The sequence below is a fragment of the Micromonospora sp. NPDC048868 genome, assembly GCF_043198195.1.
GTDB lineage: Bacteria > Actinomycetota > Actinomycetes > Mycobacteriales > Micromonosporaceae > Micromonospora > Micromonospora reichwaldensis.
Map to the genome: position 1 here is coordinate 78,217 of NZ_JBICUN010000014.1, position 15,554 is coordinate 93,770.

The window sequence follows — 15,554 nt, forward strand, 5'->3', positions numbered from 1 at the left end:
GTCACCACCCGGTGACAGCAATCGACCTTGTCAAATATTTACAGATCCGTATACCGTGCCGTTGGTAAGTTCCGGACCCGGACGAAGGGCGGGCGCATGGCAGCCAGTGGGGCGGCGGTGACGCATCGGGCGATCGACCAGGGTCGGTTCATGCTCGATGGCTCACTCGACCTCAGCGCACCGTTCACCTCCGTGGCCGACGTGACGATCGGCGGCCGACTGCACGAGTTCACGGCCGGCGCGGTCGGGCTCGCGGACGACGTGGCCCGGACGCTCGGCGTCGAGACGTTCGACGAGGAACTCACCTACCAGGGCGGCACGCTGGCGACCGCGCGCATCCGGTCCTACGACCCGCAGATCCAGTTGGCCGAGGAGCGGCTCGTGGCGGTCTGGCGGGGACGACGACACTGCTTCTTCACCGAGATGTACGGCGCGTCGACCACCGATCTGCTCGGGGCGTTGCGGACCCTGCGCGTCGAGGAGCACGACGACGGGCTGACCCTGCGCCCGACCTCGAAGACCGGGGCCGAGTTCGCCGAACCCGCCACCGTCCTCAAGGAGATCCCCGGGCTCGGCCTGCTGGAGATCGCCCCGCTCACCAAGCAGCGTGCCGGACAGTTGCCCTCCTGGCGTGGCCTCCAGACGAGGGCGGGCGAGCTCTTCCGGGACGTCCTGCCCGACGGGCAGCCCTACTTCGTACTGGCGGCGGCGGACGCCTGGCTCAGCCTGGTGCCGTTCGGCGACACGGCCGTGGAGCAGGTGCCCACCCTGGTCGACCGGCTCCGCGTCCAGACGGTCCGGTAGGTCGGGATGTCCGGGCTGCTGGCCGGCGTGGCCACGTACACCGTCCTGTTCACCCTGCTCGTCAGCACCGCCGAGCACCTGTCACGGCCGGCGGCGCTCGCCCGGGCCCTGGCCGCGCACCGGGTGCTTCCGGCTCCGGTCGCGGTCGCCGTCGTCGCCATCGCCGGCGAGGGACTGCTCGCCGGCGCCGGGATCGCGGCGCTGCTCCACCCCGCCGGCGAGCGCCTGCTCGTCGCCGTCCTCGTCGGCAGCGGCGCGCTACTCGCCCTCTACGCCGGCTACGGCCTGTACGTGCGCTCGACCGGGCGCGCCGGGTCGTGCGGATGCTCCCGGGTGGAACTGCCGATGACCGGTTGGGTGGTGGCACGGGCGGCGATCCTCGCCGGGCTGGCACTGCTCGCGCTGTCGCTGTCCGGCTCGATCGTCGCGCCGGACCGGGCCGACGCCGCCCTCGCCGTCGTGCTGCTGGCCTCCGCCACGTTCACCACGCTGCTGTGGCACCTGCCCGCCGCGATGTACGAGCCGGCGCCGGCGACAGCCGGGCGGCCCACGACCCGCCGGTCCATCGGCACGACAGAGGGAGGCCTTACCGGATGAGCTTCCAGACCAGCGCACTGATCCTGAGCTGGATCGCGATCCTCCTGCTGGCCTTCACGGTCTCGGGCCTGGTACGCCAGGTGCACGCGCTGTCGAGCGGGGCGGTCCAGCGCCGTCCCGAGTCGGTCGGTCTGCGGCCCGGCGCACCGGCCCCCGGATTCGCCCGGCTGGCGCCGGTGGCCCCGACGGTTCCCTTGGTGCTGCTCTTCCTGGAGCCCGACTGCGGGACGTGCACCGAGGTGCTGGCCGAGGCGGGCGAGCACGTCCGCCCCGGCCTGGAGTTCCGGGTCCTCTACCGGGAGGACCCCCCGGCGCGGGCGGCGGAGCTGCCGATCACCGTGCTCGGCGGGCAGGCGGAACTGTTCGAGCGGTACGACGCCCTCGCCACGCCGTTCGCCACCGTCGTCGACGCGGCCGGGCGGGTGCTCCGCGCCGAGCCGGTCGGCTCCCGGGCGGCACTGCACCGCCTGCTCGACGAAGTCGACGGCCCACCCGGCGGCCCCGCACCGGCGGTCGCCACGAATCAGGGAGATCGGGCATGACCGGTATCGACACGGTGCCCTGGTTGCGCGGGGACGACCCGGGGACCGGCGCCGCCGTCCGGCGGGTGCCGGTGCAGCCGGGCGGCCGCAGGCGCGCGGGCTGGGCGCTGTCGCGACGCACCCTGCTCCGGGCGGGCACCGCGGTGGGGATGGCCGCGCTCAGCGTGTTCCCGGCGGCCCGCCGCGCGTACGCCGACGGCTACACGATCTATGCCGGGTGCCCGACGTACGCCAGCGACCACAACTGCTCACCGGGGTGCGGCCCGAGCACGATCTTCGCCGACTCCTGCAACACCAGCGGGACGTACACCGGATTCCACAAGAACGACGGCGTCACCTGGATCCTGCGGCCGAACCAGTGCTACGGCGGCACCTACGACGGCTGGCTGTGGGCGTACAACGGCGCGTGCGGCGCCTGCGCGTGCTCGGTCGAACGCCGGTGCCACGACGGGTACAAGAAGACCAGCTCGGGCTGGGTGAAGTCGATCTGCCGCTGGAACACCAAGTGCGGATGCCTGGGCACGGCCAGCTGGCCCACCACCCGGCGGAGCAACACCGGGGTGAACGTCTACACCGTGCAGCACCTGCTGACCGCCCGCGGGCACGCGACCGAGATCGACGGGATCTTCGGTGGCGACACGGAGGCGAAGGTGAAGAGCTTCCAGGCGGCGGCCGGCCTCGGTGCCACCGGTGTCGTCGACGCGACCACCTGGCCGAAGCTCGTGAGCACGGTCCGCTCCGGGAACAGCGGCCACGCCGTCAGCGCCGCGCAGCGCCAGCTGAACAGGCGCGGCTACGCGCTGGTGGTCGACGGGTCCTTCGGCCCGGCGACGGACAGCGCGGCGCGCGACTTCCAGCGGCAGAACGGGCTCACGGTCGACGGGGTCGTCGGGGTGAACTCCTGGCGGACGCTGACCGGCGCCGCCGTATGACCCGGACACTGCCGGGGCACGCCCGGGCGGCACTACGCCGGACCGGCGACCCTCTCGTACCCCTGCTGCTGCTCGCCGTCGGTGCGCTCGCCGCCGCCGCGTACGGGCACGTGCTCACCTGGGCGATGATCGGAGGGCTCGCGGGTTACACGCTCTCCGGCTCCGTTTGAACGCACAACAGCGCGCACGCGCTGGCCTCGCCCGGGTGGCGGGATCGAGATCGGCAGGGCGTCGTCCTCACCCTGTTCGTCGTGGGGTTGATCGTCGGCGGCCTGCTCAGCGGATCGGTGTTGGGGTTGCTCTCCGGCCTGTCCGCTCCCTTGCCCGTCCCGTGGCGGTACGCGGGCATCGTGGGGGTGGCGGTGCTGGGGCTGCTCCGCGAGGTGGGTCTGGTGTCGATCCGGCTGCCGCAGAACGCCCGGCAGGTGCCGCAGGACGTGCTCCAGCGCAGCCTGCGGCGTGGGGCGTTGCAGTTCGGCTTCGAGATGGGCACCGGGGTGCGCACCTACGTCTCGGCGAGCGCTCCGTACGTGCTGGCGGTCGCTCTGCTCCTCGGCGGCCAGCGCCTGCACGTCGCGATGCTCGCCGGGGTCGGATTCGGTGTCGGACGCGCGATGACCCCGCTGGCCCGCCGCGCCGCCGGCACCGGCGACAGGTGGGACGCCGACCTGCGGGTGCGGATCCGGACGATCACCGTCACGGCGGGCGTCGTGCTCGTCGTCGCCCTCGGCCTGCTGGCCGTGCGGCAGTTCTGAACGCGGCGCGGCGCCCCGACGCCGTCCACCGCGACGGTCAGCCGCGACCGGCCGCGCACGTGTCGTGCCGGCCGGGACCCGCGCGGACGTCGCCCCGACCCTGCCGCGCGAGGGTCACGCGCGGGTGTGGTGACCCGCCTTGACGACCTGGTCGTACTCACTGCGCCGGGCGTCGTAGGCGGCCTCCAGGAACGTCTCCGAGTCCGGGCCCACCGGCAGCCGGAGCGGCGGCGACTCCAGCTGGCTGAGCCGCCAGACCACGTCGGCGAAGAGCTCGGGGGAGTTCACCTCGATCTTGGCGTTCATGCTGCGCAGGGCGCCGAGCAGGCCGTCGCTGACCGGCGTGTACTCCGGGATCCGCTGCTCCGGCATCACCAGGTTGGCGCTGTACCCGGTGGCGAAGCCGCCCGGCTGGAGGATGGTGACCTTCACTCCGAGGTGCCCGGCCTCGGCGGCCAGCGACTCGGCCGCTCCCTCCACCGCGAACTTGCTCGCCGTGTAGGCGGCCAGCCCGGGGAAGGGAACCATGCCGGCGACCGAGCTGACGAAGACCGCGTGCCCGTGGCGCTGCGCCCGCCACAGCGGCAGCACGGCCCGGGTGAGCCGCCACGGCCCGAACACGTTGGTGTCGAACTGCGCGGCGAGTTCCGCGTCGGAGACCTCCTCGAAGGTGCCGAACTGGCCGTAGGCGGCGTTGTTGACCAGGACGTCGACCCCGCCGAAGGCGTCCACCGCCCGCGCGACCGCCGCCACGCACTGCGCCGGATCCCGTACGTCCAGCGCGGCGGCCACCACGTTGCCCGGATACCGGGCCACCAACGCGTCGAGGGTCTCCGGTCGCCGGGCCGTCGCCAGCACCTGCTCGCCCTCGGCGGCGAGCCGGGCCGCGAGGGCCTGACCGAGTCCGCTCGAACACCCCGTGATCAACCAACGCTTCGCCATCGCTCCCGACCCGCCCAATCCGAAGGGTTACCCGTCGGGTGCAGAGTGTCAGAGCTCTCGGCGAGGGTGAAGGGTCCTCGGCTGTCGCCAACCGGATTCGTCGGGTACCCGGCGCACCGCCGGCCGCTGACCGAGGATGCGACGGCCGGTTGGCCCCAGCTCCCCGGGGTGGCCCGCGGCGACCTGTCCCTGCCGGATCTTGATGATGGGGACGGCCGGTATCCTGGATCGGGTACGGAGTGTGACCATATATCCGCTATTTCGAGGGGTGACCATGTCCGATCACGCGTCCGGCCGCATCGAGGTCACCCGCCTGCGGGAACTGCTCGACGGGCCGTGGGCCGACGTCCGCAACGCGCACCGGGACCAGCTCGACGCGCGCTTCCTCCCGGTGTACGGCGAGACCGGTGACCAGGCGCGCGAGCGGATCACCCGGTTGATCGCCGAACTCCCCGTCAAGCTGGGCATCGCGTCGGCCTTCCCCACCGAGTACGGCGGCAGATCCGATGTCGGCGGCTCGATCGTGGCCTGCGAGATGCTGGCGCAGATCGACCTGTCGCTGATGGTCAAGGCGGGCGTGCAGTGGGGCCTGTTCGGCGGCGCGGTCGACGCCCTCGGCACCCGGCGGCACCACGACGCCTACCTGCGGGACATCGTCTCGGGCAAGATCCTCGGCTGTTTCGCGATGACCGAGACGGGCCACGGCTCGGACGTCCAGCAGCTGCGTACCACCTGCACCTACGACCCGCGGACGCAGACCTTCGATCTGCACACCCCGCACGAGGCGGCCCGCAAGGACTACATCGGCAACGCGGCCCGGGACGGGCGGATGGCCGTGGTCTTCGCGCAGCTGATCACCGAGGGGCGGCGGCACGGTGTGCACGCGTGGCTGGTGCCGATCCGCGACGCGCAGGGCGACCCGCTGCCGGGCGTGACCATCGGCGACGCCGGGCCCAAGGCCGGCCTGCTCGGTGTCGACAACGGGCGGCTCAGCTTCGAGCACGTGCGGGTGCCGCGGGACATGCTGCTGGACCGGTACGGTCAGGTCGCGGAGGACGGGACGTACTCCAGCCCGATCGAGGACGACTCCCGGCGCTTCTTCACGATGCTCGGCACCCTGGTCCGCGGCCGGGTGAGCGTGGGCGGCGCCGCGTCGGCGGCGACCAAGTCGGCGCTGACCATCGCGGTGCGCTACGGCGACATCCGCCGCCAGTTCGACACGCCCGACGCGGACCGGGAGGTGCTGCTCAACGACTACCTGGCCCACCAGCGCAAGCTGCTGCCCGCCCTGGCCACCACGTACGCGCTGCACTTCGCCCAGGCCGAGCTGGTCGCCGCGCTGCACGAGGTGCAGGGCGGCGACGGGCCGGTCGACGCGCACCGGCAGCGGGAGCTGGAGTCCCGGGCGGCCGGTCTCAAGGCCGCACAGACCTGGCACGCCACCCGCACCATCCAGATGTGCCGCGAGGCGTGCGGCGGCGCCGGCTACCTGGCCGAGAACCGGCTGCCCAGCCTCAAGGCGGACACCGACGTCTTCACCACGTTCGAGGGCGACAACACGGTGCTGCTTCAGCTGGTGGCCAAGGGGCTGCTCACCGGCTACCGGGACGAGTTCGGCTCGTTGGACGGCTGGGGGCGCGCCTCCTTCGTCGCCGAACAGGTCCGCGAGATGGTGCTCGAGCGCACGGCCGCGCGGTCGGTCATCGAGCGGCTGATCAGCGCCGTGCCCGGCCGCGACGAGGAGGTCGCCGTCACCGATCGCGGCTGGCAGCTCAAGGTCTTCGAGGACCGCGAGAGGCACCTCCTCGACGGCGTGGTCCGCCGCCTGCGCAACGGCGCGGCGACGAAGAAGGACCGCCCCTTCGACATCTTCAACGACGTCCAGGACCATGTCCTCGCCGTCGCCGCCGCGCACGTCGACCGGGTCACCCTGGAGGCGTTCGTCGCCGGCATCGAGGACGCGACGGACCCCGAGGTCCAGGCGCTGCTCTCCCGGGTCTGCGACCTGTACGCGCTCAGCGTCATCGAGGCCCACAAGGGATGGCTCCTGGAACACGGCCGCCTCACGCCGGCCCGCGCCAAGGCGATCACCGGCGTGGTGAACGGTCTGCTCAAGGAGCTGCGCCCGCACATGCGGACGCTCGTGGACGGGTTCGCCATCCCGGACGCCTGGCTGCACTGCGCAGTCCTGCGCGAGGAACCCCGTAGGCAGGAGGACATGGCCGCCCACGACGCCGCCGGGCGGGGCCGGTGACGAGAACCGCCCACGATGACCGCGCGGACGAGAGGGCTGCCGCGCCTGGCCCAGGGCGACAGTGACCGGGCTGCCCGGCGCGTCGCCGTGCGGCTGCGGTCGTCGCTACGTCGGCATCGAGCCCGCCGGGGACGCCGGGTGCCCGGGCGCGCTTCGAGGTGCCGCGTAGGGTGCGTCGGGCGCGAGCCCACCGTACCCGGTACCGATCGGCGTCGTCTTCGCGAGGCGGTCCTCCTGGGCGGCGGTGATCCGGCGGATCAGCACGATGAGCGAGGCGCCGGCGACCAGGCAGGCGACGGTGGGGATCAGCCGGGGGCCGAGCGAGTCCTGGTAGTAGCGGATGTACGTGGCGAACTCCGTGTCGCTGCGGGGCCACGGGGTCAGCCGGTCGTACCGCTGGTTCTCGAGGCGGAGCAGGATCCGGTCTCCGACGCTGAACGTCAGCCATGCGGCCCACCAGAGCCCGACCAGCGCTGGCGTGGCACGTCGCCAGAGGCTGTCGCGGGCGACGTTGGCGATCACCCGGGCCGGCACCACGAAGTTGGCGAAGGGGACCAGCCAGCCGGCGATGGCCCAGCCGGAGTTCAGCGTCGGCAGGGCCCCCGGGAACGCCTCCAGGTTCCTGCGCGCGCGCCAGGTCCAGATGATCAGTAGCACCGCGGCGGTCAGGACCGCCGAGAGGTGGAGCAGGGTGAGCAGCACCTCGGCGGCCACCGCGCCGAGCAGCAGATCGCGGTCGCCGCGTTCGGCGGCGGCACGGGCCAGCTGGACGCCGAACGCGGGGAACAGCCCGCTGGGCAGGTAGAGCAGGCTGGCCGCGCCGACGGCGACGGCGGCAGCCGTGCCCAGGCGGCGCAGGGGATGTGTGGGCACGCCCGGGGTGACCGCCGGTTGGCCGAGCGGAGTGTTGCAGCGCCGGCACTCGTTGAAGGCCGGGGACGTGGCGTCCCCGCAGGTCATGCAGATCAAGGTGACCGTCCAGGATGGCGGCGAGAGGTGACGCGCGCAGACTAGACGATCATCGCTGGAGGCGGTGACCGGCGCGACCAGGCCAGTCAGACACGTCGATGCAAGCCGGGCGGGGAACGTTACGTCTTGACGAACGGCATGTTATCGCTCACAGTCGATGGCTGAGGCCGACGTCGCGTGGCTTTCCGGGCGAGCTGGCTTGTCGACCTTGAATCAGGCGTGCGCCTGGGCGCAAGCAGGTCTTGTTAGCGCTAACTGCTTGCCGCTCGTGCCCGGCCACGCGTCGCGGTGCGCCCATCCTCGGGCATCCCGTTGGCATCTCTCATCCGAGGAGGATCATGTCTGTCTTCGATAGGTCGCCATCTCCCGCGCCGCCGCCGCCACGGCGGCGCCGGTGGTTGCCGCGGGTCGTCGCCGCCGGGGTGGCCCTGCTGGTCGGTGGCGTCGCCGCAGCGGTGGTGTCGTCGGCACCCGCCGCCGCGGCGACGGTCGACACGAGCGCGTGGTACGTGTTGGTCAACCGCAACAGCGGCAAGGCCCTGGACGTGTACAACCTGGCCACGAACGACGGCGCGCGGATCGTGCAGTGGGCGCGCAACGACGGCAACCAGCAGCAGTGGCAGTTCGTGGACTCCGGCGGTGGCTACTACCGGTTGAAGTCGCGGCTGTCCGGCAAGGTGCTCGACGTCTACAACTTCTCGACCGCCAACGGTGCCAGCATCGTGCAGTGGGCCGACGGCAACGGGTCCAACCAGCAGTTCCGGCTGGCCGACTCCGCCGGTGGCTACGTCCGCCTGATCAACCGGAACAGCAACAAGGCGGTGGAGGTGCAGGGCGCCTCGACCGCCGACGGCGGGAACGTCGTGCAGTACGACGACTGGAACGGCAACAACCAGCAGTGGCAGCTCGTCCGCGTCGACGGCGGGGGCAACCCCACCACGCCGCCGCCCGGCACGTGTGCGCTGCCGTCGACGTACCGCTGGTCGTCGACGGGCGTGCTGGCGCAACCGAGGGCGGGGTGGGTGTCGCTGAAGGACTTCACCCACGCCCCCTACAACGGCCGGCAACTCGTCTACGCGACCACGCACGACACGGGAACGACGTGGGGCTCGATGAACTTCGGCCTCTTCACGAACTGGTCCGACATGGCCTCGGCCAGCCAGAACCAGATGCCCTTCGCCGCCGTCGCGCCCTCACTGTTCTACTTCGCCCCCAGGAACATCTGGGTACTCGCTTACCAGTGGGGCGGACCCGCCTTCTCCTACCGGACGTCGAGCGACCCCACAAACGTGAACAGTTGGTCGTCGCCGCAGACGCTCTTCACCGGCAGCATCTCCGGCTCCGGCACCGGACCGATCGATCAGGCGCTCATCGGTGACGACACCAACATGTACCTGTTCTTCGCCGGGGACAACGGGAAGATCTACCGGGCCAGCATGCCCATCGGGAACTTCCCGGGCAGCTTCGGCTCGACCTACACGACCATCATGAGCGACACGACGAACAACCTGTTCGAGGCGGTCCAGGTCTACAAGCTCCAGGGCCAGAACCGGTACCTCATGCTCGTCGAGGCGATCGGCGCGCAGGGTCGCTACTTCCGCTCGTTCACGGCCACCAGCCTGGGCGGTACGTGGACGCCGCAGGCCGCGACCGAGAGCAACCCGTTCGCCGGCAAGGCCAACAGCGGCGCCACCTGGACCAACGACATCAGCCACGGCGAGTTGATCCGCAGCAACGCCGATCAGACCATGACCGTCGATCCCTGCAACCTGCAGTTGCTCTACCAGGGCCGTTCCCCCAACTCCGGCGGCGACTACGGCCGCCTGCCGTACCGCCCGGGTCTGCTGACCCTGCAACGCTGACGACGGGCACCGGACCCCCCGGATGTCGTAGACGTCCGGGGGGCACCGGCGGGGGAGTGCCCGATTTTCGGGTGTAACGCCCCGGCCCGGCCCCTGAGAAGGGTGCGGCCCCTCCCTTGCCGGAGGGGCCGCACGCGGTTCTGGTCAATCTCCAGGGCGGGGGCCCTGCGTCGTAACGGTCAGACCACCGTGCAGGCGACGCCGTTGAGGGTGAAGGCAGTCGGCTCGGCGGTGTTGCCGCTGGTGTTGGCCTGAAAGCCGATGTTGATGGTGGCCCCGGGGGCGATCGCGGCGTTGTAGTCGACGTTACGGGCGCTCACCTGGCCGCTCGACGGCGAGTAGGTGGCACCCCAGCCCGAGGTGATCGACTGGCCCGAGGGCAGGTTGAAGGCCAACGTCCAGCCGTTGATCGCCGAGGTGCCGGTGTTGGTGATGTCGATGCTGGCCGTGAAGCCGGAGCCCCAGGAGTTCATCGTGTAGGCGACCCGGGGTCCCGTGCCCCCACCCGGGGGCGGGGTGACGGTGGGCGTGGGGGTCGGGCTGGGCGGCGGGGTGCCGTTGACGCTGGTCACGAAGGTCATGATGCTTCGGGCGGGCAGCGTGACGGTGAGGGAGCCGTTCGACATGGTGAGCGCGCTCTGGGGCGCGACGGTCCGGCTCGCGTCGGTCAGCCAGTTCGAGACGCTGCCGGAAGCGGTGGTGCCCGACAGGCTGAACTGCTGGCTCACCGACGAGGTGTTCTTGTTGACGGCGACGATGACGACGGTGTTGCCGCCCCGGTACGCCGAGACGTAGACGTTCGATGCCGGGTTCGCCGTCGCGTCGATCCGGGTGTAGCCGGGCCGGACGAACCGGGCGAAGTGCGCCATCATGGCACCGCGCTTGCTGACCTGGCCGTCCTCCCGCATGGGGCCGTAGCTGCGCCGCAGATACCACCAGACGTACGCCTGGAACTCGGCGTCCACCATGGCGCGGTGGATGTGCTCGCCCACGTCGAGCGCCTCGGGCCAGGCGTCGCCCGAGTTGGTGTTGCTGTTGGGGTAGTAGACCTCGGTCATCCAGAGCTCTTTGCCCGCGCCCTTCTGCTTGAAGAGCGGGTACGGAAAGTTCGAGTACGACGTCCCGTAGAGGTGGGCCCCGATGATGTCCACGTTGGCCAGCGCCGTGGGATCGTTGAGAATCGGGTCCGACACGGACTTGATGTACTGAAACGACTCGGGCGCCATGACCCGGGTGCTGATCGAGCCGGCGTTCTCCCGCAGGAACCTGACCATCTCGGCGGAGGTCCACCACGTCCAGTCGTGCGCGTAGTCGGGCTCGTTCTGCACCGAGATGCTGTACAGGGGCACCCCGTTGTTACGCATGTACGTGGTGAAGTCGTTGAGGTGCTGCGCATAGGCGGCGTACGAGCTGTAGCGGAGCCGCTTCGCGTTGGTCTGGCTGCCGCGGGTGAAGGTCTCGATCATGCTGGCGGGCGGGTTCCACGGCGAGGCGAAGACGGTCACCCCGAGCTCGGCCGCGCGCTTCGCCGTCGCGAGGTCACGGCCGAAGTCTGCCGAGCTCTCGCCGACGGGAATGCGCAGGATGGAGAAGCCCAGCCGACCCTCGCCGGTGCCGAACGCCGTCTCCCGCTGGGCGGCCGTCAGGTCGCCGATCCAGGCCGCGTGGGCCATGGCGCCATAGCCCTTGATCGTCTGCCGCTGCGCCGACAGGTTGACGGTCGCCGGTGCGGCCGAGGCTCCCGTGGCTCCCAGCAGTGTGGTCGCCGCTGCCGCGACCGGCACGGCCCCCATCGTCGTCAGGACGGCTCTCCGGCTCAGCAATCGCCGCTCGCCGCTGACCGGCCCGTTCTGATCGTGCGTCATTCTGCGTCCTCCTGGCTGGTGGTGGTGATACGCGCGTGCCCCGGTCCGGTCCGGACCGGTCAGCGCCGCCCTGGGGACTGCCCTTGACCCCGGCGTCAATGACCCGTTGGCTCTCATCGACTGACGCCGCTGTTAGCGTTAACAGATCGTGAGTTTAGGTTCCGGCGCAGGGCGGGTCAAGCACGGGGCGGCCCGGGCTTGACCACCCGGGCGCGACCGACGCTCCTGCCGGAGGCAGCGAGTTTCGCCGGGATCCTCGAAGGGCTGTGCGGCGACGGTCGAGCGTCGCCGCACACCCCTCTGCGAGGTGGCCTCAGGCGCGGGACCACTGCATGCTGGGGGCGGAGCCGCACGTCCGCTGTTCCAACGCGGCACCGGGAGCGGTGGACCCGCCGACCACGTTCAGGCACTTGTTGCTGTTGACGTTGACCAGATGGTGGTAGCCATCGCCGGTGGATCGCCAGCTGAACACCTGGTTGAGGCCGTCGTGGCAGGTGTACTGGACGATCCGGGCCCCGTCGGCCGTGGAGAAGTCCACCACGTCGACGCACTTGCCGCTGTGGACGCTCTGCAGGCGTACGTTGCCCCCGCCGGCGTCGAGGAACCGCCACTGCTGCCAGCTCTGTCCGTTGCCCGTCCACTGGCCGATCACGGCGAGGTTGTCGAGGTTCGGCTGTTGGACGTCGACGACCTGGCCGCTGTTGCGGTTGGTGACGCGGTACGACGGGGTGGCCGTCCCGCCGCCGAACTGCCACCAGTTCACGTTGAACAGGTTCCCGGTGCCTCCGGCGAACCGCAGATACAGGTCACGGGTCCCGGTGGCACCGCTGATCGCGCAGGTGGAGGTGGTCCACGCCTGCCAGCCGCCGGTGCCGCCGACGGCGCAGGTGCCGGCGAGCGGGCCGGTGGCGCTGTCCAGTCGTACCTCGATCCGGCCGCCGGCCGCCCCGGAGGCCACCCGGGCGCTGAAGGAGGTCGCGCCGGCGCCGAAGGCGACGCCCTTGACCTTGATGTAGTCACCGTTGGCGAGGTAGCCGACGTTCATGCCGCCCTCGCTGGACGGCTCGGTCTCGATGCCGGAACCCCAGGCGATCGTCTCGGCCTCCTGCCGGGTGTACGGGTTGAGCGTGCCGACCTGCGGGACGCCGGCGGTGGTCATGTTCATCGTGGGAATGGTGCCGTCGGAGTTGTAGGCGAACTTCTCCACCGCCACGGAGCGGGTGAATCCGCCGCCGCCGGGCAGTGCCCCGTTGTGGTAGAAGAAGTACGACCCGCCGTTGAAGTCGACGATGCCGGGATGGTTGGTGAAGCTGGCGCCCTGCCGGGGCATGACGGTGCCCCGGTACGTCCAGGGTCCGGTCGGGCCGGGCGCCGTCGAGTAGCCGATGAACTCGGAACAGCACTCCGCCGCGAACACGTTGTAGTAGAGCCCGTTGCGCTTGAAGACCCAGGGGCCTTCCTCGTAGAGGGTCGGGCGGCTCGGGTTGCCGGTCCGGGTGCCGAACCCGGCGGTGGTGAGCGGGATCCGGGTCGGGCTGCCGGAGAACGAGATCATGTCGGGATTGAGCCGCACGTACCACAGGTTCGGGTTGCCCCAGTACAGATACGCCTGCCCGTCGTCGTCGAAGAAGGCGTGCGGGTCGATCTCACCGTTGCCGACCAGCGGGCGGCCGAGCGCGTCCCGGAACGGCCCGGTCGGGCTGTCGGCGACACCGACGCCGATCACCATTCCGCCGCCGCGCTGCCGTACCGGGACGTACCAGTAGAACTTCCCGTTGCGCGGGACGACGTGGCCGGCCCAGGCGTCCGCGTCCGCCCAGGCGAAGGTGCCGAGGTTCATCGGTACGCCGTGGTCGGTCCAATTGACCATGTCGGCCGACGAGAAGACCCGCCACTCGCGCATGGTGAAGTACGTCGAGCCGTCCTCGTCGTGCCCGGTGTAGACGTAGACGCGCCCGTTGTGTACCAGCGGCGCCGGGTCGGCGGTGTAGATGTGCTGGACGATCGGGTTGTCGGCCTGCGCGGTGCCGGGCAGGAGGGCGACGGTGCAGATCAGTCCGGCGAGTACGGCGATGGCGTGCCGAGCTCTCGTGGTGATCCGCCGTGCACGTGTCAGCTGGCCGCCGGTCACACCCGGCTCCACCGCTGGTTGGTGCCGCCGTGGCAGGACCAGAGGATGACCGTGGTCCCGTTGGCGGTGCCGCCGTTGTTGACGTCCAGACACAGGGACGGGAAGCGGACGTTGCTCACCGTGCCGTTGCCGTTGAACGTCCACTGCTGGTTCGTGCCGCCGTTGCAGTCCCAGAGCTGCACCCGGGTGCCGTTGGCGGCGGTGCTCGGGACGTCCAGGCACTTGCCGAGGACGCGCAGCGCCTGCCCGCTCTGGCTGATCTGCTGGTTGGCGTTGCCGTGACAGTCCCAAATGAGCGTCCCGGTGCCGTTGGCGGTGTTGGAGTTGTCGACGTCGAGGCATCGTCCGGCCGATTCGCTGCGTAGCCGGAACGTGGTGGGGGGCGGCGGGTTCGTGGTGCCGCCGCCGCTGACCCGGTACACCACCGTGCCGTGCGCCGGGACGCTCGCGGAGATCGTTCCGGCGCTGGTGGAGGTGCCGTTGGTCCACGCGTCGCGCAGGGTGAACGAGGTGCCGCTCTTGCCGATCGCCGCCGCCGTCGTGGAGATCGTCGTGGTGGAGCTGCCCTGGTTGAACAGCGCGACCGCGACGTCACCGTTGGCCAGCCGCTTCGCCAGCACCCGCCGGGTGCCGTCGTTCGACACCTGGACCGCCTGGAGCCCGAGCGGGTCCTGGTTGATCGCGACCAGGTTCTGGTTCCGCAGGATGCTCAGCGTCGCCGCGCTGGCCGAGCGCAGGTCGTTGCCCATCATGAGCGGCGCCGCCATGATCGACCAGAGCGCGAAGTGGCTGCGCATCTCGGTGTCGTTCATCCCGCCGTTGCCGACCTCCAGCATGTCCGGGTCGGTGAACCCGCCCGGCGCGGCGTACCCGGCCAGCGGCACGTTGACGTCGACGATGTTCCGGATGCCCATCGGGTAGCCGTTGGTCTGGCCGGTGTCCCACGCGTTGGTGATGTCCTCGGTGGTCCGCCAGAGGTTCGCCACGTCGCTCCAGTTGCGCTGCGGCCCGGTCTTCTCGTGGATGCTGTTCGGGTTGATGCTGTAGACGATCGGCCGGCCGGCGGCGGCCAGCGCGTCCCGCATGATGCCGAACCTGGCGACCTGGTCGTTGATGGTCCCGGTGGGGGAGCACCAGTCGTACTTCAGGTAGTCCACGCCCCAGGCGGCGAACTGCCGGGCGTCCTGGTACTCGTGCCCGAGACTGCCGGTCGAGCCGGGGAAGGCGTCGAAGTACTGCGCACAGGTCTGGTCCAGCGGCGCCTGGTAGAGGCCGAACAGCAGGCCGCGCGAGTGCAGGTAGTCGCCAAGCGCCTTCATCCCGCTCGGGAAGCGCTGCGGATGCGCCTGGAGGTTGCCCTGCGCGTCCCGGTCCGGGTTGAACCAGCAGTCGTCGACGACGACGTACCGGTACCCGAGGTCGCGCAGCCCGTTGGCGACGATCGCGTCGGCCGTCTGGCGGATGAGCGTCTCGTTGATGTTGCAGCCGAACGTGTTCCAGGTGTTCCAACCCATCGGCGGCGTACGGGCGACGCCGTTCTCCAGCGCCTGTGCCGGACGGGGCGCGACGGCCCCGTCCGCGACGGCCGCCGCGAGGGTCACCGCCAGGATGCCCAGGGCGGCCAACCATTGTCTCGGTGTGCGCACGTGTTCCTCCTCGGTCGGAGCGGTGAGTGGCGTCGGGTCGGGCGCCGGCGCCGGGATACGACGAACGAGGGCGTCACGGGGCGTGGCCGGTGCGATGGTCGCCCGGCCTGCCCGCGGACTTCGATGGCCTACCTCGGGACGGGCTCGTCCGGGCCCTCGGCCGACCTCGTGCCGGATCACGTCGCTCGCCGTCCGTCGTCGCGTTCCCGGTCGGCTCCGGCTCGGTGGTCGCCCGGGGACCCGACGCGATGAGAC

At 70.9% G+C, this 15,554-nt stretch carries 13 protein-coding genes; 8 read left to right on the forward strand and 5 right to left on the reverse strand.

The genetic code is table 11. From position 1 onward, the window contains the following. Positions 1-150 precede the first annotated feature (150 nt). The 6 genes from ACGFNF_RS21345 (at position 151) to ACGFNF_RS21370 (ending at position 3,630) form a co-directional block, all read left to right on the forward strand. Positions 151-804: a hypothetical protein gene (locus ACGFNF_RS21345; protein WP_393170102.1), complete on the forward strand. Its 654-nt coding sequence runs from the start codon at positions 151-153 to the stop codon at positions 802-804. Positions 805-810: 6 nt separating this feature from the next. After that, positions 811-1,401, forward strand: a complete 591-nt coding sequence (locus tag ACGFNF_RS21350; protein WP_393170104.1) for a MauE/DoxX family redox-associated membrane protein — start codon at positions 811-813, stop codon at positions 1,399-1,401. Then, the gene (locus tag ACGFNF_RS21355) at positions 1,398-1,943 is read left to right on the forward strand and encodes a hypothetical protein (protein WP_393170106.1); all 546 of its coding nucleotides are present in this window, start codon (positions 1,398-1,400) and stop codon (positions 1,941-1,943) included. The genes ACGFNF_RS21350 and ACGFNF_RS21355 overlap by 4 nt, the downstream gene beginning before the upstream one ends. Next, positions 1,940-2,875 carry a peptidoglycan-binding protein gene (locus tag ACGFNF_RS21360; RefSeq protein WP_393170108.1) on the forward strand — a complete coding sequence of 312 codons (936 nt, stop codon included), beginning with the start codon at positions 1,940-1,942 and terminating at the stop codon, positions 2,873-2,875. The genes ACGFNF_RS21355 and ACGFNF_RS21360 overlap by 4 nt, the downstream gene beginning before the upstream one ends. Further along, entirely contained in the window at positions 2,872-3,045 is a 174-nt protein-coding gene (locus ACGFNF_RS21365; RefSeq protein WP_393170110.1) for a hypothetical protein, read from the forward strand. The genes ACGFNF_RS21360 and ACGFNF_RS21365 overlap by 4 nt, the downstream gene beginning before the upstream one ends. 81 nt (positions 3,046-3,126) lie before the next feature. After that, positions 3,127-3,630, forward strand: coding sequence for a hypothetical protein (locus ACGFNF_RS21370; protein WP_393170112.1), 504 nt, complete (start codon positions 3,127-3,129; stop codon positions 3,628-3,630). 114 nt (positions 3,631-3,744) lie between these two features. On the opposite strand, the gene ACGFNF_RS21375 is transcribed toward ACGFNF_RS21370, so the two are convergent. Then, positions 3,745-4,572, reverse strand: a complete 828-nt coding sequence (locus ACGFNF_RS21375; protein WP_357577310.1) for an SDR family oxidoreductase — start codon at positions 4,570-4,572, stop codon at positions 3,745-3,747. 274 nt (positions 4,573-4,846) lie between these two features. On the opposite strand from ACGFNF_RS21375, the gene ACGFNF_RS21380 reads away from it, so the two are divergent. After that, entirely contained in the window at positions 4,847-6,826 is a 1,980-nt protein-coding gene (locus ACGFNF_RS21380) for an acyl-CoA dehydrogenase (RefSeq protein WP_393170114.1), read from the forward strand. Between the two features lie 105 nt (positions 6,827-6,931). Here the strand turns inward: ACGFNF_RS21380 and ACGFNF_RS21385 are convergent, their stop codons facing one another. Next, the gene (locus tag ACGFNF_RS21385) at positions 6,932-7,786 is read right to left on the reverse strand and encodes a DUF4328 domain-containing protein (protein ID WP_393170116.1); all 855 of its coding nucleotides are present in this window, start codon (positions 7,784-7,786) and stop codon (positions 6,932-6,934) included. Between the two features lie 347 nt (positions 7,787-8,133). On the opposite strand from ACGFNF_RS21385, the gene ACGFNF_RS21390 reads away from it, so the two are divergent. Continuing rightward, positions 8,134-9,657, forward strand: coding sequence for a non-reducing end alpha-L-arabinofuranosidase family hydrolase (locus ACGFNF_RS21390; protein WP_393170118.1), 1,524 nt, complete (start codon positions 8,134-8,136; stop codon positions 9,655-9,657). A 179-nt stretch (positions 9,658-9,836) separates the two neighbouring features. Here ACGFNF_RS21390 and ACGFNF_RS21395 read toward each other — a convergent pair whose 3' ends face one another. The 3 genes from ACGFNF_RS21395 to ACGFNF_RS21405 form a co-directional block, all read right to left on the reverse strand. Then, positions 9,837-11,522: a cellulose binding domain-containing protein gene (locus ACGFNF_RS21395; RefSeq protein WP_327028897.1), complete on the reverse strand. Its 1,686-nt coding sequence runs from the start codon at positions 11,520-11,522 to the stop codon at positions 9,837-9,839. A gap of 313 nt (positions 11,523-11,835) precedes the next feature. Beyond that, on the reverse strand, positions 11,836-13,665 hold the full coding sequence (locus tag ACGFNF_RS21400) for a family 43 glycosylhydrolase (protein WP_393170121.1): 1,830 nt from the start codon (positions 13,663-13,665) through the stop codon (positions 11,836-11,838). Further along, on the reverse strand, positions 13,650-15,167 hold the full coding sequence (locus ACGFNF_RS21405; RefSeq protein ID WP_393170208.1) for a glycoside hydrolase family 27 protein: 1,518 nt from the start codon (positions 15,165-15,167) through the stop codon (positions 13,650-13,652). Before ACGFNF_RS21405 ends, ACGFNF_RS21400 begins: the two co-directional genes overlap by 16 nt. Between the last annotated feature and the right edge of the window lie 387 nt (positions 15,168-15,554).

Bases quoted from the DNA above. Each gene is read 5' to 3' on its own strand.
- ACGFNF_RS21345 (WP_393170102.1), top strand. From the start codon at position 151: ATGCTCGATGGCTCACTCGACCTCAGCGCACCGTTCACCTCCGTGGCC.
- ACGFNF_RS21390 (WP_393170118.1), top strand. From the start codon at position 8,134: ATGTCTGTCTTCGATAGGTCGCCATCTCCCGCGCCGCCGCCGCCACGG.
- ACGFNF_RS21365 (WP_393170110.1), top strand. From the start codon at position 2,872: ATGACCCGGACACTGCCGGGGCACGCCCGGGCGGCACTACGCCGGACC.
- ACGFNF_RS21375 (WP_357577310.1), bottom strand. From the start codon at position 4,572: ATGGCGAAGCGTTGGTTGATCACGGGGTGTTCGAGCGGACTCGGTCAG.
- ACGFNF_RS21395 (WP_327028897.1), bottom strand. From the start codon at position 11,522: ATGACGCACGATCAGAACGGGCCGGTCAGCGGCGAGCGGCGATTGCTG.
- ACGFNF_RS21355 (WP_393170106.1), top strand. From the start codon at position 1,398: ATGAGCTTCCAGACCAGCGCACTGATCCTGAGCTGGATCGCGATCCTC.
- ACGFNF_RS21380 (WP_393170114.1), top strand. From the start codon at position 4,847: ATGTCCGATCACGCGTCCGGCCGCATCGAGGTCACCCGCCTGCGGGAA.
- ACGFNF_RS21405 (WP_393170208.1), bottom strand. From the start codon at position 15,167: ATGGGTTGGAACACCTGGAACACGTTCGGCTGCAACATCAACGAGACG.
- ACGFNF_RS21350 (WP_393170104.1), top strand. From the start codon at position 811: ATGTCCGGGCTGCTGGCCGGCGTGGCCACGTACACCGTCCTGTTCACC.
- ACGFNF_RS21385 (WP_393170116.1), bottom strand. From the start codon at position 7,786: ATGACCTGCGGGGACGCCACGTCCCCGGCCTTCAACGAGTGCCGGCGC.
- ACGFNF_RS21360 (WP_393170108.1), top strand. From the start codon at position 1,940: ATGACCGGTATCGACACGGTGCCCTGGTTGCGCGGGGACGACCCGGGG.